The 16,239-nt window shown below is 61.7% G+C and carries 15 protein-coding genes; 8 read left to right on the top strand and 7 right to left on the bottom strand.

From position 1 onward, the window contains the following. Window positions 1-3: 3 nt before the first annotated feature. Genes trbK-alt through V5F59_RS18610 form a run of 6 tightly spaced genes read left to right on the top strand, consistent with a single transcriptional unit; the run spans window position 4 to window position 5,006 of the window. Window positions 4-405 (top strand): putative entry exclusion protein TrbK-alt, encoded by a 402-nt coding sequence (gene trbK-alt, locus V5F59_RS18635; protein WP_006022582.1) that lies wholly within the window; start codon window positions 4-6, stop codon window positions 403-405. Between the two features lies 1 nt (window position 406). Next, the gene (gene trbL, locus V5F59_RS18630; protein ID WP_006022581.1) at window positions 407-1,762 is read left to right on the top strand and encodes a P-type conjugative transfer protein TrbL; all 1,356 of its coding nucleotides are present in this window, start codon (window positions 407-409) and stop codon (window positions 1,760-1,762) included. A gap of 2 nt (window positions 1,763-1,764) precedes the next feature. Continuing rightward, complete coding sequence (trbF, locus tag V5F59_RS18625; protein ID WP_006022580.1) at window positions 1,765-2,448, top strand: conjugal transfer protein TrbF; 684 nt, start codon at window positions 1,765-1,767, stop codon at window positions 2,446-2,448. Continuing rightward, on the top strand, window positions 2,445-3,512 hold the full coding sequence (gene trbG / locus V5F59_RS18620; protein ID WP_006022579.1) for a P-type conjugative transfer protein TrbG: 1,068 nt from the start codon (window positions 2,445-2,447) through the stop codon (window positions 3,510-3,512). Before trbF ends, trbG begins: the two co-directional genes overlap by 4 nt. After that, entirely contained in the window at window positions 3,509-4,765 is a 1,257-nt protein-coding gene (locus V5F59_RS18615; protein ID WP_006022578.1) for a TraB/TrbI/VirB10 family type IV secretion system protein, read from the top strand. Before trbG ends, V5F59_RS18615 begins: the two co-directional genes overlap by 4 nt. 1 nt (window position 4,766) lies before the next feature. Further along, window positions 4,767-5,006: a DUF2274 domain-containing protein gene (locus V5F59_RS18610; protein WP_006022577.1), complete on the top strand. Its 240-nt coding sequence runs from the start codon at window positions 4,767-4,769 to the stop codon at window positions 5,004-5,006. On the opposite strand, the gene V5F59_RS18605 is transcribed toward V5F59_RS18610, so the two are convergent. The 7 genes from V5F59_RS18605 to V5F59_RS18575 form a co-directional block, all read right to left on the bottom strand. Then, window positions 4,939-5,898, bottom strand: coding sequence for a LysR family transcriptional regulator (locus V5F59_RS18605; RefSeq protein ID WP_024343196.1), 960 nt, complete (start codon window positions 5,896-5,898; stop codon window positions 4,939-4,941). The two genes, V5F59_RS18610 and V5F59_RS18605, sit on opposite strands and share 68 nt — an antisense overlap. A 311-nt stretch (window positions 5,899-6,209) precedes the next feature. Beyond that, window positions 6,210-6,842, bottom strand: a complete 633-nt coding sequence (locus V5F59_RS18600; protein ID WP_006022575.1) for a response regulator transcription factor — start codon at window positions 6,840-6,842, stop codon at window positions 6,210-6,212. Next, the gene (locus tag V5F59_RS18595; protein ID WP_006022574.1) at window positions 6,842-7,906 is read right to left on the bottom strand and encodes a sensor histidine kinase; all 1,065 of its coding nucleotides are present in this window, start codon (window positions 7,904-7,906) and stop codon (window positions 6,842-6,844) included. Before V5F59_RS18595 ends, V5F59_RS18600 begins: the two co-directional genes overlap by 1 nt. A 90-nt stretch (window positions 7,907-7,996) precedes the next feature. Further along, window positions 7,997-8,695, bottom strand: coding sequence for an MgtC/SapB family protein (locus tag V5F59_RS18590; protein WP_006022573.1), 699 nt, complete (start codon window positions 8,693-8,695; stop codon window positions 7,997-7,999). Between the two features lie 87 nt (window positions 8,696-8,782). Next, on the bottom strand, window positions 8,783-10,942 hold the full coding sequence (locus V5F59_RS18585; protein WP_006022572.1) for a carbohydrate porin: 2,160 nt from the start codon (window positions 10,940-10,942) through the stop codon (window positions 8,783-8,785). A gap of 561 nt (window positions 10,943-11,503) precedes the next feature. Then, a complete protein-coding gene (mgtA, locus tag V5F59_RS18580) occupies window positions 11,504-14,218 on the bottom strand; it encodes a magnesium-translocating P-type ATPase (protein WP_006022571.1) in 2,715 nt (904 codons plus the stop codon). 303 nt (window positions 14,219-14,521) lie between these two features. Next, window positions 14,522-14,818: a hypothetical protein gene (locus V5F59_RS18575; protein WP_006022569.1), complete on the bottom strand. Its 297-nt coding sequence runs from the start codon at window positions 14,816-14,818 to the stop codon at window positions 14,522-14,524. Between the two features lie 369 nt (window positions 14,819-15,187). Between V5F59_RS18575 and V5F59_RS18570 the strand changes: the two genes are divergently transcribed. After that, window positions 15,188-15,664 carry a hypothetical protein gene (locus V5F59_RS18570; RefSeq protein WP_124810153.1) on the top strand — a complete coding sequence of 159 codons (477 nt, stop codon included), beginning with the start codon at window positions 15,188-15,190 and terminating at the stop codon, window positions 15,662-15,664. A gap of 145 nt (window positions 15,665-15,809) precedes the next feature. Beyond that, window positions 15,810-16,055 carry a PilZ domain-containing protein gene (locus V5F59_RS18565; protein ID WP_080655009.1) on the top strand — a complete coding sequence of 82 codons (246 nt, stop codon included), beginning with the start codon at window positions 15,810-15,812 and terminating at the stop codon, window positions 16,053-16,055. Window positions 16,056-16,239 lie beyond the last annotated feature (184 nt).

Here is a 16,239-nt window from a genome sequence, read left to right as displayed (position 1 = left end):
ACGATGGACGGCAAGACCCTCGCTCGCGTCGGCGCCATCGTCTTCGTCGCGGTCGCCATCACGGCGACCGCGATCGAGATGAACCGCAAGGACGTTTCGACGGACGTCCTCGCGACGCAGGGCCGTCCGGTCACAACATCGGATCCTCTCGCCGCCGAATTGCTTCGTTGTTCCGAGATCGGCGAGGCCGGCACGCGCGATCCCAATTGCCTGAAGGCATGGGCAGAGAACCGGCGCCGCTTCCTCGGCCAGCCGGCCCCCGTTTCATCACCATCGCCGGTTGCGCCGACCACGCTGTTTCCAAGCGCGCCCGCGTCGGCCGCTCCCATCCACAAAGACAGTGCGCCAGCGGACGTGACCGGGCCTGCGATGCAGGCCGAGCCCGCTCAGCCAGAGGTTCGCTGACATGGGCGGCACCGGTGTCATCGACCATTTCCTCGAGGTCTTCACTCGCTACATCGACGGAGGATTCGGGCTGCTCGGCGGCGAAGTCGGTTTCATCGCCACCACCTTGATCGTCATCGACGTCACGCTCGCCGCGCTTTTCTGGTCATGGGGCGCCGACGACGACATCATGGCGAGGCTGGTCAAGAAGACGCTCTTCGTCGGTGTCTTCGCCTACCTGATCTCCAACTGGAACAATCTCGCCCGCATCGTCTTCGAGAGCTTCGCGGGCCTCGGCCTGAAGGCTTCGGGAACGGGCTTTGCCGTGAGCGATCTCATGCGCCCCGGCAAGGTGGCGCAGACTGGTCTCGATGCCGGCCGGCCGCTGCTCGACTCCATCTCCAGCCTGATGGGCTACTGGTCGTTCTTCGAGAACTTCATCCAGATCGCCTGCATGTTTTTCGCCTGGGCGCTGGTGCTGCTGGCGTTCTTCATCCTGGCGATCCAGCTCTTCGTCACCCTGATCGAGTTCAAGCTGACCACGCTCGCCGGCTTCGTCCTCATTCCCTTCGGCCTGTTCGGCAAATCGGCGTTCATGGCCGAGCGCGTGCTCGGCAACGTCATCTCCTCCGGCATCAAGGTGCTGGTGCTCGCCGTCATCATCGGCATCGGCTCGACGCTGTTCTCCGAGTTCACCTCGGGCTTCAACGGCGCAACGCCATCGATCGACGATGCCATGGCGATCGTGCTTGCCGCGCTGTCGCTGCTTGGTCTCGGCATCTTCGGTCCCGGCATCGCTAACGGCCTCATCTCCGGTGGCCCGCAGCTCGGCGCCGGCGCGGCCATTGGCACTGGTCTTGCCGCCGGCGGCGTTGTCGCAGCAGGCGCGGCCGCTGCCGGCGCCGTCGTGACAGGCGGCGCTGCACTTGCTGGCGGCGCTGCCGCCGCCGCGCGTGGCGGTGCAGCCCTCGCCGGTGGCGCCTCCACCGCCTACAGCCTCGGCGCGGCCGGCCAGGCCGGCGCATCCGGCGTCGCGTCGGGTCTTGGCAGTGTTGCCAGCACCGGCGCGAAGGCGGCCGTCTCACCGCTGAAGCGCGCAGCCGGTCGTGCCGCCGACAGCCTGAAGCAGAGCTATCAGGCCGGTGGCCAGGCCGCGACGGAGATCGCCACCGGCGCATCCGGTGCTGCGACGACCGCCACCGCGGAGGCCGCATCTCCCGGAGCTGCGTCTTCCACCAGCGACGGGCCGCCGGCCTGGGCGAAACGCATGAAGCGCTCGCAGCAGATGTCCCATGGCGTTCAGGCCGCCGCCCACGCCGTGCGTAGCGGCGACAGCCATGGCGGCGGCTCCTCCGTCAACCTCTCCGAAAGCGACTGACCATGTTCAAGCGACCATCCACCCACTACGGCAAAGCCCCTCAGCCCGAGACTCCCTATCAGCGCGCCGCTCAGGTCTGGGACGATCGCATCGGCTCCGCCCGCGTGCAGGCCCGTAACTGGCGCTACATGGCCTTCGGATCATTGGCCCTCGCGGGCGGCCTTTCGGCCGCGCTGGTCTGGCAGTCCGCCAACGGCTCGATCGTGCCTTGGGTAGTGCAGGTCGACCGGCTCGGCCAGGCGCAGGCGATCGCGCCGGCGACCGCCGACTATCAGCCAAACGATCCGCAAATCGCCTTCTACCTCGCGCGCTTCATCGAGCAGGTCCGCTCGATCCCGTCCGACGCCATCATCGTGCGGCAGAACTGGCTGCGCGCCTACGACTTCACGACACAGGGTGGCGCGCTCGCGCTGAACGATTATGCGCGCGCCAACGACCCCTTCACCAAGGTCGGCAAGCAGCAGATCGCGATCGAAGTGTCGTCGGTGATCCGCGCCTCGCCGTCGAGCTTCCGCATCGCCTGGATCGAGCGACGCTATCAGGACGGCTCACTGGCCTCCACCGAACGCTGGTCCGCGATCCTCACCGTCGTCGTGCAGCCCCCACGCGACGCCGACACGCTGCGGAAGAACCCACTCGGAATCTACATCAACGCCATCAACTGGTCGAAGGAGCTTGGACAATGACGCCCGCACTCCGCAAAGCCGCCCCTTGGAGTGCAGGGCTCCCGGCTTTGCTCATCCACGTAGTTCCGGTTTTCCGCAAATCCGCTTTGCCGGGAATCTTGCTCGCCGGTTCGGCGCTGGCAGGGTGCGCCACTCACACCCCGCCGCCGGAGATTTCCTACGACAATGCGGTGCCGGCTGTGCAGACCTCCGATCCGCCAGCGCCCGTCCGGGTGGTGGAGCTTCCCAAACCGCTCCCGCTGCCTGGTCAGTTGAAGCCCATCGGCAAGGACGGCAAGCCCGAGCCGGAACCGTCCGATCCCGCCGCGCGCGTCAACCAGGCCAATGCCGCAGCGCGCGTCCAGCCCGTCCGCAACGGCTTCATCAACTCGATGCAGGTCTATCCCTTCGTCGATGGCGCGCTCTATCAGGTCTACGCCTCGCCGGGGCAGATCACCGACATCGCGCTTCAGCCCGGCGAGCAGCTCGTCGGCTCCGGTCCTGTCGCCGCTGGCGACACAGTGCGCTGGATCATCGGCGATACCGAGAGCGGCGTTGGCGCGGCCAAGCAGGTCCATATCCTCGTGAAGCCAACGCGGGCCGAGCTGATGACCAATCTCGTCATCAACACCGACCGGCGCACCTATCACATGGAGCTGCGCGCGACGCCATCGACCTATATGGCATCGGTGTCTTGGCAATATCCGCAGGACCAGCTCATCGCGCTGCGCCGCCAGAACAGCCAAGCCGAGGCCGCGCAGCCGGTGTCGGGCGGCATCGATCTCGCCCGTGTCAATTTCCGCTACGAGGTGACCGGCGACCGCGCACCGTGGCGGCCGCTGCGCGCCTTCGATGACGGCAAGCAGGTGTTCATCGAATTCCCCCGCGGCATCGGACAGGGCGAGATGCCGCCCTTGTTCGTGGTCGGACCGGAGGGCGACACCTCCGAGCTGGTGAACTATCGCGTGCGCGGCAACTACATGATCGTCGATCGACTGTTCGCCGCCGCCGAACTGCGGTTCGGCGCGGGCAAGAACCAGAAGCGTGTCCGCATCTCCCGCACCGACGGGAGGCCGGCATCGTGAGCGACGAACGCGATCCCGAAAAGGAGGAAGGCCGGACGCCCGGTTCGGCGCCCCAGCCTCAGCCGACCGACGACGACGCTCGGCCGCTGACCGGCGAGCCGGCCGCGACCATGCGGCTGCGCGCCGAGCCGCCGCGTGTGACCCGCCTGTCCCGCAAGGTGCTGGCCGGTCTGGGTCTTGCGGCAAGCCTCGGTGTCGGTGGGGCGCTGATCTATGCGCTCCAGACTCGTCACAGCGGCCAGGGTCAGGAGCTTTACTCTACGGACAACCGCTCGACACCGGACGGTCTGGCTGGATTGCCGAAGGATTATTCCGGCGTCCCGAAGCTCGGCCCGCCGCTGCCCGGCGACCTCGGTCGCCCGATCCTCAACGCGCAGAACGGTGGCACAGTGCCGCCGATCGGCGCACCGGCATCAGGTCCGACGGGACCGAGCCCCGAGGAACAGCGCCGGGCGCAGGAACTGGAGGCGGCTCGGACCGCACGGCTGTTCGCATCCACCGAGACTCGGCCCGCTACGGCTGGAGCTTCGACACAGCCGACTGCGACCGCCACGCCGTCGGCCGATCTCGCCAGCCTCGGCCTTGCGCCGCAGCCAGCGACACCCTCCGCGCAGGATCGTCAGCTCGCATTCCTCAATCAGACGCCCGACAAGCGCACTGTCTCGCCGGATCGCGTTGCCGCGCCAGCGTCGAAGAACGTCCTGCAGGCCGGCGCCGTCATCGCGGCCGCGCTCATCACCGGCATCCGCTCCGACCTGCCGGGTCAGATCACCGCACAGGTGACGGAGAACATCTATGACAGCCCGACCGGCAAGATCCTGCTTGTGCCACAGGGCACGCGCGTTATCGGCCAGTATGACAGTGGCGTCGGCTTCGGTCAGAGGCGCATACTTCTCGTCTGGAACCGGCTGATCTTCCCCAATGGCCGCTCCATCGTTCTGGAGCGTCAGCCTGGTGCGGACGCCGAGGGCTATGCGGGCCTTGAGGATGGCGTCGACTATCACTGGGGCGAACTGTTCAAGGCCGCTGCACTTTCCACGATTCTGAGCATCGGTGCGGAGGCGGGCTCGTCTGGCCAGGACAGCGATATTGTGCGGGCGCTGCGACAGGGTGCCTCCAATAGCGTCAGTCAAACCGGCCAGCAGATCGTCCAGCGCCAGCTCAACATCGCACCGACCCTCACCATCCGGCCAGGCTTGCCCGTCCGCGTCATCGTCACCCGCGATCTCGTTCTCGAACCCTACGGAGGCTGACATGACCAAGCTGAAATTGGGAGCGATCGTCGACGACAAACCGGTGAAGGTCACGGTGGAGTTACCGGCAAGCCTGCATCGCGACCTAACGGCCTACGCAGAAATTCTCGGCCGCGAAGCGAGGCAACCGCCGGCCGATCCCGTTCGCCTCATCGCTCCGATGCTGGAGCGGTTCATAGCCACGGATCGGGGATTTGCGAAAGCGAGGAAGTCAAAAGAACTGCCGAAACCGTCTGAATGATTGTGGCGGCAGCCGAGCGCGACATTGAACGCGCAAGACTGAGGAGGCGGCGCCAGGCCGGGTTATCATTCCGCGGCGACCACACCGCGCAGAACGGCAGAACCTCGCCGGCAAGCTGCCGATAGGCAGTTCCCGGAAACTGAGCCGCCGTCCCGGCCTCGCTCATGACCGTGACGCCTTGGCCGATCGCCACAAGCGACAGGAGATTGTCCCTCCCGACGTATTGGGTATCGATTTCTGGGTGACGCCCAAGATCGGCGAGGCGTTGAACCAAATAGTCGTGAATTTCCGATCCAGGGGCACCGTCACTTACAATGAATCTCTCGTCCACAAGATCACGCCAGCCAAGCTCCGATTTCTCAGAGAGAGGATGATCGCTGGGAAGTACGGCGAATACTCGCTCGGACCAAAGTTGCTCTGTTTCACAGTCCGACCACTGTGTGGTTCCCGTGATAAAAGCCACATCGAGTTGAAGTCGCCGGATCGAGGCAACGTGATCCGCAGGATCGCCGTCAAAAAATTCGACCCGTACACTTGCATGCTCCTTGCCGTAGGCTCCCAGCAGATCGGACAGGAATCCAGACGCGAGCGACGAAAAGATGCCGACCTTGATATGCCCCCGCTCGGAGCGACCTATGGCGGCCACATCCTTCGCGCCGCAGTCGATCTGTTGAAGTGCTTTGCGTGCTCGACGCACAAACTGCTGTCCTGCCAACGTCAGGCAGACGCCGCCGTTGTGCCTCTGAAATAGGGAAGCGCCGAGTTCGTCTTCGAGATCGCGAACGCGACGGCTGATCGCCGATTCCTGTATTCCCAAGGCCAAGGCCGCCTTTCGGAAGCTGCCATATTCGGCCGCCGCAAGAAAATACCGGATCTGGCGGAATTCAAGCATCGGTCAATTGCGACCGAGATCTATTCGAAATGATTCCTGGCCTCGCGACGGTCCATCGTCCGCTCGTTGCGAGCATCGCTCTGTAAGCACCATCTACCACGACCATCGCGCCCCGACCGCAGCTAAGGCAAGACCTCCCGATTCTCACCCTAGAATAGACGGCTACAGACGCTCATTGGCCGATGATCTTATATAGATTCGATATACCAACGTATCTTCGAAATATACCGTGTTCTGAAAGGGGGGGGGTGGCACGCCCGCGCAGATCGCGCACCAGTTCGCGGTGCAGGGGCTCTCCTCTCAGTCGAGATTCAAACGCTCAAACTGTCCGACATTCTAACAAGGTCAATAATCGTCTTGGCCTGCATCTTCTGCATGAGATGGCTACGGCGAACCTTCACCGTGATCTCGCTAACATTCAGGTCGGCGGCGATTTGTTTATTGAGGAGGCCCTTTACAACGAGCTTGAAAACGTCTCGTTCGCCGGGCGTCAATGTCTCCCAACGCGCATTCAAATCCAGCGAACGCGCTTCGCTCTCGCGCCTTCGCCGGTCTTTTTCGATCGCTTGTTGGATAGCATCCAGCAGGTCTTGGTCGCGAAACGGCTTGGTCAAGAACTCGAAGGCGCCATTCTTGATGGCGTTCACGCCCATCGTGATGTCCCCATGTCCCGTGATGAATATCGTCGGCAGATGAATGCCGTATTCAGGCATTTGCCGATGAAAATCGATCCCGCTTTGTCCGGGCATTCTCACATCGAGCAGCAGGCAGCCGGGCGCGTCCGGCATGGAGCTTTCCAGAAATTCGGCAACCGAGCTATACGAGCGCACCTGTAGCCCAACGGATGCGAGCAAATCTTCGAGCGCGGCGCGAACGGACCGATCGTCATCGATGACATAGACGATGGGCTGCGGCCGCGAATCCGCCGTCGGTTCATTTTTCATCAGGCTGCCTCCATGTGGCGCGGCAGGCGCACCTCAAATACGGTCCCGCCTCCAGGGACTGGAGCCGCGGAAATCTGTCCGCCATTCGCTTCAACGATCGTCTGACTGATGGTAAGGCCAAGACCCATGCCTCCCTCTTTCGTCGTCCAGAAGGCGTCAAAGAGGTGCTCACGAGCTCCCGGCGCCAGACCGGTGCCGGAATCGGCCACCGCGAGAACGATCGCATCCCGTCCATCCTGCGAGGCGGCAATTCGCAGACGACGCTCGGGCAATGCGCGGTCCGACATCGCCTCGGTCGCATTGAGGACGAGATTGCTGATGACCTGCTGGATCTGGACCCGATCGGCAAAAACGCGAGGTAGGCCGTCATGCAGGTCCAGTTGCAAGGCGACGCCGCCACGCTCGATCTCGCCGCGCGACAAGGTCGCGATTTCCATGACAGCTTCCCTGAGGTCGAATGGTTGTCGGCGCGGCGCCTCGCCCTTCGAAAGGGCGCGAATGCGCGCGATGACCTGGCTTGCCCGGTTGGCATCGCTGACGATGCGGTCGAGCGCGAGGCGGGCCTTGTCGAGATTTGGCGGCTCCTGGGCAAGCCATCGGGTGCACGCGCCGCCGCTGGCGACGACGGCAGCCAGGGGCTGGTTGACTTCGTGCGCGATCGACGCCGACAGTTGACCGAGCGTCGTGACCCGCGCAATTCGCAAAAGCCGATCGCGCGCCTCCAGCGCCTCGGCCTTCGCAGCCACCATCCTTAAACTGAGATAGGTTGTAACGCCGATCGCAACGATACTAATCCCGGTATTGACGATGCCGACCTCATACGCACCGGAGTGGGTCAAGAAAAAACTGATCAGGGTCAGCGCGACACAAATGCAAGCGAGGGCCACTACAGCCGTGCCAGACAAGATGCGTGTCGCAACGAGAATGACCGCTGTGTAGAATACGGCCGCTGCGATGGCGTAGTCCGTGACCGTATCGGCGATAAAAATGCCGGCCATCGCAACGCCCATCGCGATCAACGTCAGCGCCGATCCGGGACGTATATCATTGGCGATCTTGAGCATTGTTCACCTTCTCGATCAACTTACCTACTTTCAATATTCTTCCCTGGAGAATCTACTCCGCCGTGTACCTAGATAACTATTGCTTCTCGGTCACTCGCCTGGCTCGAACCGCCACCGAGCAGATGTTACCAGCGGCTCCAGACTGAGACGACCGATAATCTGTTCCAAAAGGCGATCCTGCCGAGTGTCGGCTCGCACTGTCGCGCTCACCTGGACTCGGTTTGTGTCCTCGATATTCGTGCTTTCGAGGTCGCGGATGTGCAGCGCACCGGCGAGATCGCGAAGAAGAAGCGCCCGAACATGCGCCTCAGCCTCTCCATGGCAGATGATGCTGATCGCATATGCGCTGTCCAACGGGCTTGCGGCGAATGACTGGCGCTCAACGAGGCGCACGAGCGGGCGCAGAACTGCGTTGACGGCGATGACGAACGTCGTCGCAATCAATGCATGAAAGAAAAATCCGGCCCCACACAGCGCGCCGATCGCGGCGGAGCACCACAGCGTCGCGGCGGTGTTGAGCCCGCGCACATTCAACCCTTCCTTGAAGATGATGCCGGCGCCCATAAAGCCGATGCCGGAAACAATCTGGGCCGCAACGCGCGTCGGGCTCGCCTCGCCGGGGAACAGCCCGGCAAAGAGGACGAAGATGGCCGCGCCGAGCGCGACGAGGGTATTGGTTCGCAGCCCGGCCAGGCGCTGGCGCCATTGCCGTTCGAAGCCGATCAAGCCGCCAAGAAGGAATGCGCCCCCGAGCGTGAGTGCGGTGTGGCCAAGGCTTTGCCAATCCATCTGAATGTGTTCCCATCTCGTTGCGTCGGTCGCGCCCTCCCGAGGCGCAAGCCCGCGCTATTGCTGGAATTGCCACTCCACTCGCTGTCAGAATTCGGCGTGGGCGCGAAGCGACAGAATCGAGGCTGGTCCGCGGTCGGCGTTGTAGGCGGGGTTTGCAACAAACTGATAGTCGAAGGTGACGGTGCTCCAGCCGTTGACCCGCAAGGCGTAATACGCCTCGACGATCGACTCGTGGCCGTAGCGCAGTCTCCCATCACCGATCAGCAACCCCGTGCCTCCGGCGGCGAGGAAGTTACGATGTGCACTCGAGAGGCCGTTGACCGCAGCACCGACTCCGATCGTGTCCGCAGGCCGTCCCCATGCAGAACCCTTTAGGGAGAAACCACCGGAAATGCTGCGGTCGATGTCCGTGAAGGAGAGGATTTCGGTGCGGCCGTCGTTCCAGCTTGCACGGGCGAAAAGCCCGAGGTCAGCTGTCAAAGCCTGTTCGATATTTCCATAAAAGCCATACTTATTCTGATTGCGGCGCAGGGCCGTCATCGCATCGTTGATATCTGTTTGAGGGCTCGCTTGCGCGAGGTTGATAGCGTCGCGATACGCGCCGGTGTAACCACGGTTGATGAAAGCGCCGATCCGAACCTTACCCGGCTGCCCGAACAGGCTGTGCCGTTCCTCGAACTCGACGGCGCCACCGCCGCCCCCATTGAAGACCAAAACATCACTGTTCGGCTCCCTGGGCACTTGGAAGGCCCCGGCTCGCACAGCCCAATCCTTACGATTCAGCTCGATGACCGCACCGCGCGTCATGCCGGGAAGGTCGGCGGGGAAGTCATAGGCCCCCGACGACCAGATTGCCCAATTCATGAAATCCGCGCGCGGATCCTTGGCATAGGCATTCGCGTCGAAGAAATCGCCAACCGCGAAACGACCAACCGTGACAGTGACGCGATCGATATCGCGTCGCCCCGCCAGTTGCAGGGGGCCGTCTGCGACATCCTCCTGCTCGCCACCAAGACCGAATGTCTGCTGAAGATAGTAGCGCTGTGGCCGAAATTTCGGAAATTCAGCGCCGCCTTTTTGCGCTTCTCCATTTGGAAAGCCTGCGAGTCCGAGCGTCCCGTTCAGCCCGAAGCCTTGGGCTAGCTCGGGATTGAAATAGAACGCACCACCGTCCCAAAGCCTCACGCCAAGAAATGCGTCCGCGGTCCACGTCTCACGAACTTGCCCACCACCGGGCAGGCTGGCGCTGGAAGCGTAGGGGGAACGAATCGCGGGATAGCCTTGGGCGATGAATGTGGTCTGGCCATGAATATTCCAGTCCGGCGACATTTCGACAGTTGCCGGTGGTCTTGGGAGTGTCGAGGCCACATCGCCCAGTCGGTAGTTCAGGCCAAGCGTGAACCTCTGGGTTCGGGGGCGGACGGACACATCGCGCAGTCCGGCACCATCGAGTCGATAGGTCGAGGAAGCCAGATCGAGGTAGTCGTACTGGACGCGTGCCGTCCATGGTCCGCCCAAGGCCATTTCGACACCTGCGCCTGCCGTCCACCCAGCGTGCCAGCGCCCCAGTTTTGACAAAACGCTGCCGTCATCGCCATTGATGTCGACGTTCGTTCGTGTCCAAGCGAGGCCTCCCGTTGCATAGGGGAGGAATGGGCCAAAAGCATAGCCGATCCTGCCACGCACCGTCCCCACGACATCCAGGGATGTGTTGAAGGGAGCCGGTATCCGTCGCGTCTCATCGGGCGGGCTCACAAAAGTGACATCGGCTTCCGCGCCGAGCACCCAACGATCGCTGGCCTGAAAGTTGTAGCCTCCCTGAAAGCCGCCGATCATTCCTGTCACCGTAGGCGGCAGGCCAACGGACTGATTCAAGACGGGGTTCGTTCCCGGGCCAAGGCTGCCAGCCCCGAAACCGGTGTGTCCGCCAAAATAGACGCCCGACCAGTCGGGCCCGCCCGATTCCACCTTATTGTCACGCGAGGCCCCCGGTGCCTTCGTTGGCATCGCCAGGATGGGTTGCGGTCCACTAGTGTTGAGCCGTGCCGCATCCGGATGGCCGGGAGTCGTTTGAAGTTCTTGCGCGTGCGCTTTGGTTACCTGAAGAACCGCTACAAGACCGAGCGCCAGCAAGTAGAAAGCGATCACCATCAGTCGGCAAAAAAGAACCCGACGACGCCTGAAAACCTTCAGTCCGGTGGTGATAGTGAAATTGGGAAGTCCGTGGGTCGTAAAATAAGTCATGGGCTACTCCTGGCGTCGGGTTGCGAGAGCGCCCGGCGCCAATAGCCGCGAGCTGCCCTCCTAGTTTTCTCGTGAATTCAAGCGGCGCGAGTTGTTGGTCGCGCCGCGACTAGATGGGTCGTCCATTTGAAGCTCCTTGCTGATCGAAGTCCGGTTCAGGTCCGGGCCTCGTGCTTTGGTTCCATGCAAGCGATCGTTTTGCGCTTGTGTGGCTCACCAGCGGCAACGCCGCATTCGCGATATCGCCGCTCTGTTCAACCGTGCGCCGCAACGCAGCAGGAATCTGAGCTTGAAACCGTCCAGCAGACGGCGACGAGCAAGGTGAACGGCCGCATGCGTCACGAACATCGCCAAAACCGCCAAAGCCCAACACAAACGTCTGTCCAACCGATTCCGAAGCGACGACCTGGCATCGCCCGGCTCGCGATTGTGGGGCGGACGCGGCGCTTGTCGCCTCGGCGGTGGCGGCCCTTGTCGCGGGCAGTCTCCAGCCTGCGGCGGCGCAAATCTCAGGATCAACGGTGATGTGGACATGATCAGGACCTCTCATGCGCTTGGCCGTCAGAACCATTGTCCGAACCGGCGGATGTAGACGGTCTTCATCAGTTGAGCGACGAGGCAGTAGCAGAGCAGCGTTCCGGCCAGCCACGGGAAGTAGGCGATAGGCAGGGGCTGCAATCCGATGGCTGCTCCCAGCGGAGAGAACGGCAAATAGATCCCCAGTACGCAGATGACGCTCGACATCAGCAAGACCGGCAAAGCCGCTGTGCTGTTGACGAAGGGAATCTTCTGGGTACGCAGCATATGGACCACGAGCGTTTGAGAAAGCAGGCCCTCGATGAACCAGCCCGACTGAAAGAGCGATTGATGCTCCGGGCTATTGGCGGCAAAGACGAACCACATCAGAGCGAACGTCGTGATGTCGAAGATCGAGGACGTCGGCCCGATCCAGATCATGAAACGACCGATATTCTTGGCATCCCACTTCCGCGGTTTGCTGAGAAACTCCTTGTCCATGTGATCCCAAGGCAGCGCCAATTGGGAAATGTCGTACATCAGGTTTTGCACGAGCAAATGGATCGACAGCATCGGCAGGAACGGAATGAATGCGCTCGCCACCAGCACTGAAAACACGTTTCCGAAGTTCGAGCTGGCGGTCATGTTGAGGTATTTCATGATGTTGCCGAAGGTTTCGCGCCCCTTCAGCACACCCTCCTCAAGAACCATCAGGCTCTTCTCGAGCAGGATGATATCGGCCGACTCCTTCGCAATATCGGCGCCGCTATCGACGGAAATGCCGACATCGGCATCGCGCAGCGCCGGGGCGTCATTGATGCCGTCACCGAGAAATCCGACGGTATGACCGTTAGCCTGAAGCGCCTGCAATACACGCGACTTCTGGAGCGGAGTGAGCTTCGCGAAGATCGTCCGCTCCTCGACCAAAACGCGAAGCGCGGTGTCGTCCAATTTTTCTATGTCGCGCCCGAGTACGGCTTGGCCCGGTTCAAGTCCTACTTCACGGCAGATCTTGGCACTCACGACCGCATTGTCGCCCGTAAGAACCTTGACCTTGACGCCATGCTCCGCGAGCGCAGCGATTGCTGGTCCAGCCGTCTCCTTTGGCGGGTCGAGAAAAGTAAGGAACCCCTGAATCGTGAGATCGGCTTCGTCCGCGATGGCATAATGCGTCTTGGCCTCGGACGCCACAAACCCTCGGGTGGCGACGACCAGCACACGGAATCCGTCCTCGTTGTACGCCCGAGCCATCGCAGCCAGATTCTTGCGCTCAACGTCACCAAGGCGGATCAGATCTTTGCCTCTTCTGACGTGCGTAGAGATCGACAGCATCTCCTCAACCGCGCCCTTGCAGATGAGCAAGTGATCTCCGTCCTCGCCCTCGACGACCACTGAGAGTCGGCGGCGCACGAAGTCGAACGGAAGTTCATCGACTTTTCGGTAGCTCGCGGCCGTGTTCGTGATGGCTGGCTCCGCCCCGGCGAATCGCACGACGGCCTGATCCATCAGGTTCTTCACGCCGCTCTGGTGGTAGCTGTTCAACCAGCCCAACCGGAGAACGTCAGCGTTGGGTTGCCCGGTAACGTCGACGTGGTGCTCCAGAATGATCTTGTCCTGAGTCAGCGTGCCGGTCTTGTCCGTGCAGAGAACATCCATCGCGCCGAAGTTCTGAATGGCGTTGAGTCGCTTCACGACGACTTTGCGCCGCGCCATCGCTACGGCGCCCTTCGCGAGGTTCGAGGAAACGATCATCGGCAGCATTTCGGGGGTAAGTCCGACGGCGACGGCAAGGCCGAACAACAGCGCTTCCACCCAGTCGCCTTTGGTCAGGCCGTTGATGACAAAGACGACAGGAACCATGACGAGCATGAAGCGGATGAGCAGCCAGCTCACACTGTTGATGCCGCGATCGAACGCCGTTTGAGCGCGCGATCCGACGATCGCCTTGGCTAACGATCCGAAATAGGTGCGAGCACCCGTGGCAACGACAAGCGCGGTCGCCGTGCCGCTCACGACGTTGGTGCCCATGAAGCAGACGTTGGGCATGTCGAGCGCGTTCATTTCGCTGGACGCTACGCTCGCCGCGGACTTCTCGGCGACAGACCCGAGCGTGTCATACTTCTCAACAGGGATGGCCTCACCGGTGAGCACTGCCTGGCTCACAAACAGATCGCGGGATTCGATCAGCCTCACGTCTGCCGGGATCATATCCCCTGCTGAAAGACGCACGATGTCGCCGGCGACGATCTCTCGCATCGGGATTTCGAATGCTTCGGGATTTGACGTTGCCGATCCTCGACGAAGAACCGTCGCCGTCGTGCGGACCATCGCCTTCAGAGCTTCGGCCGCAGCGCTCGATCGGTACTCCTGAACGAAGCGCATCAAGGCGCTGGCAAGCACCATCACGATGATGATGGTGACTTTTGTCGGATCCGCATCCTCGCCATGTTGAAGCCGAAGCCAGATGTCCGTTACAGCGCTGATCCCAGCCAGGATCAGCAGCACTGCAATGAACGGATTCTTGAAAGCGCCAAAAAACTGAACAACCGCTGGCAGGCGTCGCTCTTGCGCAACCTCATTGGGGCCGTCTTTTGCCAGCCGTTCGATCGCATCTCGGGCAATCAGGCCGTTGCGGTCGCCTTTGACGTTTTCGAAGGTGTCATCCAACCCATTCTGGGCTTCACGGACCGCCTTCATCGACAGCTTGCGTTCGTCTTTTCCGCGCGGCTTGAGAGCCGCCTTGAGGATGGGGGCATTCATTGGATGAATCTCCTGCCGCAAGCGCCGAGACCATGCGCCTCTCGGCACGGTCTTCGGCGCTTGGGGTCTTGGTCGGCTGAGGGGATAATGAAACCGATGCATCTTCACGACGCTCGGCATTCGGACCGCGCTTGAGCAGCGCAGCCGCTCTTCACCAGGGAGGGTCCGCACCTTCGCGCGACCGTGCGATTCTGCGCGAGTACGGATTGCCGCCCCGGCGGGGGTGAAGCCCGTCCAGGCCGGCGGACACCAGAACCATCGCCGTGCTGGCCTTATGCAGCGTGAGGGAATGCATCACACGCCTCACGCCGCAAAGCGACCATGCTGGTAAACTGCAAGAAGGAGTCCGGCGCGCTCGATCAATCGGCGCAACCCGCCGCCCGTGTCTGGTTCGGCGTCAAGCATCCAGATGCATTCGAGCCGACCGGTCTCGCCATTGACACGCCACGCCGCGACCAGTCGAGTCCGGTTCGTGCGGGGAGACTTCGTGAAAGGACGGTCACGCTCGCATCGCGGGTCGGCGAATGCGGGATTGCGTTTCGGCGAGGCGATCCGCGAAACGCGGAGCGAAGCCGGCAGAGTAAAAAATTGGAGAGTCATGTCTCACCTCCGTGACGAGCCGCTCGGCCGTCACAGGCGAGACTGATGATTCAGACTCGCGAGAACGACCTGAGCGGCACGCTTGCTCGACTACTGTCGCTTGGCATTGCTCGTTGATCCTCATGCGTCGGCAGCGGGTTGGAGCCGCTAGATGACATTGGCTGGATATCACCGTCATTCCTTGAGTGACAGTGTCTTGCGGGGTTGATCCGATATACAAAACAATATCCGGGATATACCATCGTATATTGTAAGGTCTTCGGCGATAACTACCTGCGCAATATCAAGCCGCTTAGACTCACCGGACACGGGCGCGTCGACTTCACTAGCGATGTGATCGCTCTGATTTATTTCGATCCGAGGTCTAGTGTGGGTATCGATATGGTTCTTGTCGAGCGCATCGTCGCGCGAAGCCCTCGTCTTCGGCGATTGCTTTATTCGTTGTCCTTAACCTTTCTGAAAGCGGCGTTTCGGTTTCGCCGCACGGGCTTGGATGCCTTTGCCCGACCGACATTGCGTTTATCGCAGTGTCTCTTTCGTACTGCCTCTTCGCGGATACGACGTCGTTATGCAGCCGAGCCGAAAATGACGTCGGACTCGCGCTTTGTGCTCCGTCGCCTTTCTCTCAAACTTTTGATCGTGCTGATCTTTGCCGGTGCTCAAAGCCCGCTGCCCTGGGGATTCGGGAAAGCGCTTACGATGATGCTGTTTATGAGCGCGGCTATCAGCTGTGCCTTGGCCCTCATGAACCACCAACGATTCAGATTGGGAGTCTTGAGCTACTGGGACGAATCTTTGGCCTTTGTCCTGCTCGGCCAAACCGCGCGGATGGTGTTTCTACGTTGAAGTATTGCGAGTGCGCTATGCCGGGGGCTCTCGTCTTCAAAATACTCGCCAATAACCTGCCACGCGATACGGGAATCGCGAAGGTGGCCGTCGAGGCGAGACGCGGGGCAGCGACAACCGCCTGCGGCGTCGTTTGGTATTGGTTATGACGGAGCGTCGCACCACTCGCCGTCGCCGCACGCTGTTGACGGGGAAGATCATTCTCAATCAGCGATCGTCCGTGATAAGTTGCGTCGTCCGAAACTTGTCGGACACAGGCGCCTGCCTCGAAGTTCCTGCTGCCCTGAACATTCCGGATGCCTTCGAGCTGAAAATAGAACCTGGCGGCGCTTGCTCACAGTGTCGAATAGTCTGGCGGAGCGCTACGCGCATCGGCGTGGCGTTCGATTGACACAAAGCTAGAACGCGCCTTCACTTTCAAGGGCGAGTGTAAAGGCGCTGGCCCGAGATACTGGCCGCGCGCACGGCGCTGCAGGCGTGACGGCTGATATGGCCGGACGGCAGGCTACAGAAATAACAAGGACAATGTGTGGGGGAAAGAGCCAATCTCACAAGGAGAATGGCGCGCCGTACTG

Source organism: Xanthobacter nonsaccharivorans (assembly GCF_043194755.2).
Lineage (GTDB): Bacteria > Pseudomonadota > Alphaproteobacteria > Rhizobiales > Xanthobacteraceae > Xanthobacter > Xanthobacter autotrophicus_G.
This window is presented reverse-complemented; position numbering and strand designations above follow the sequence as displayed.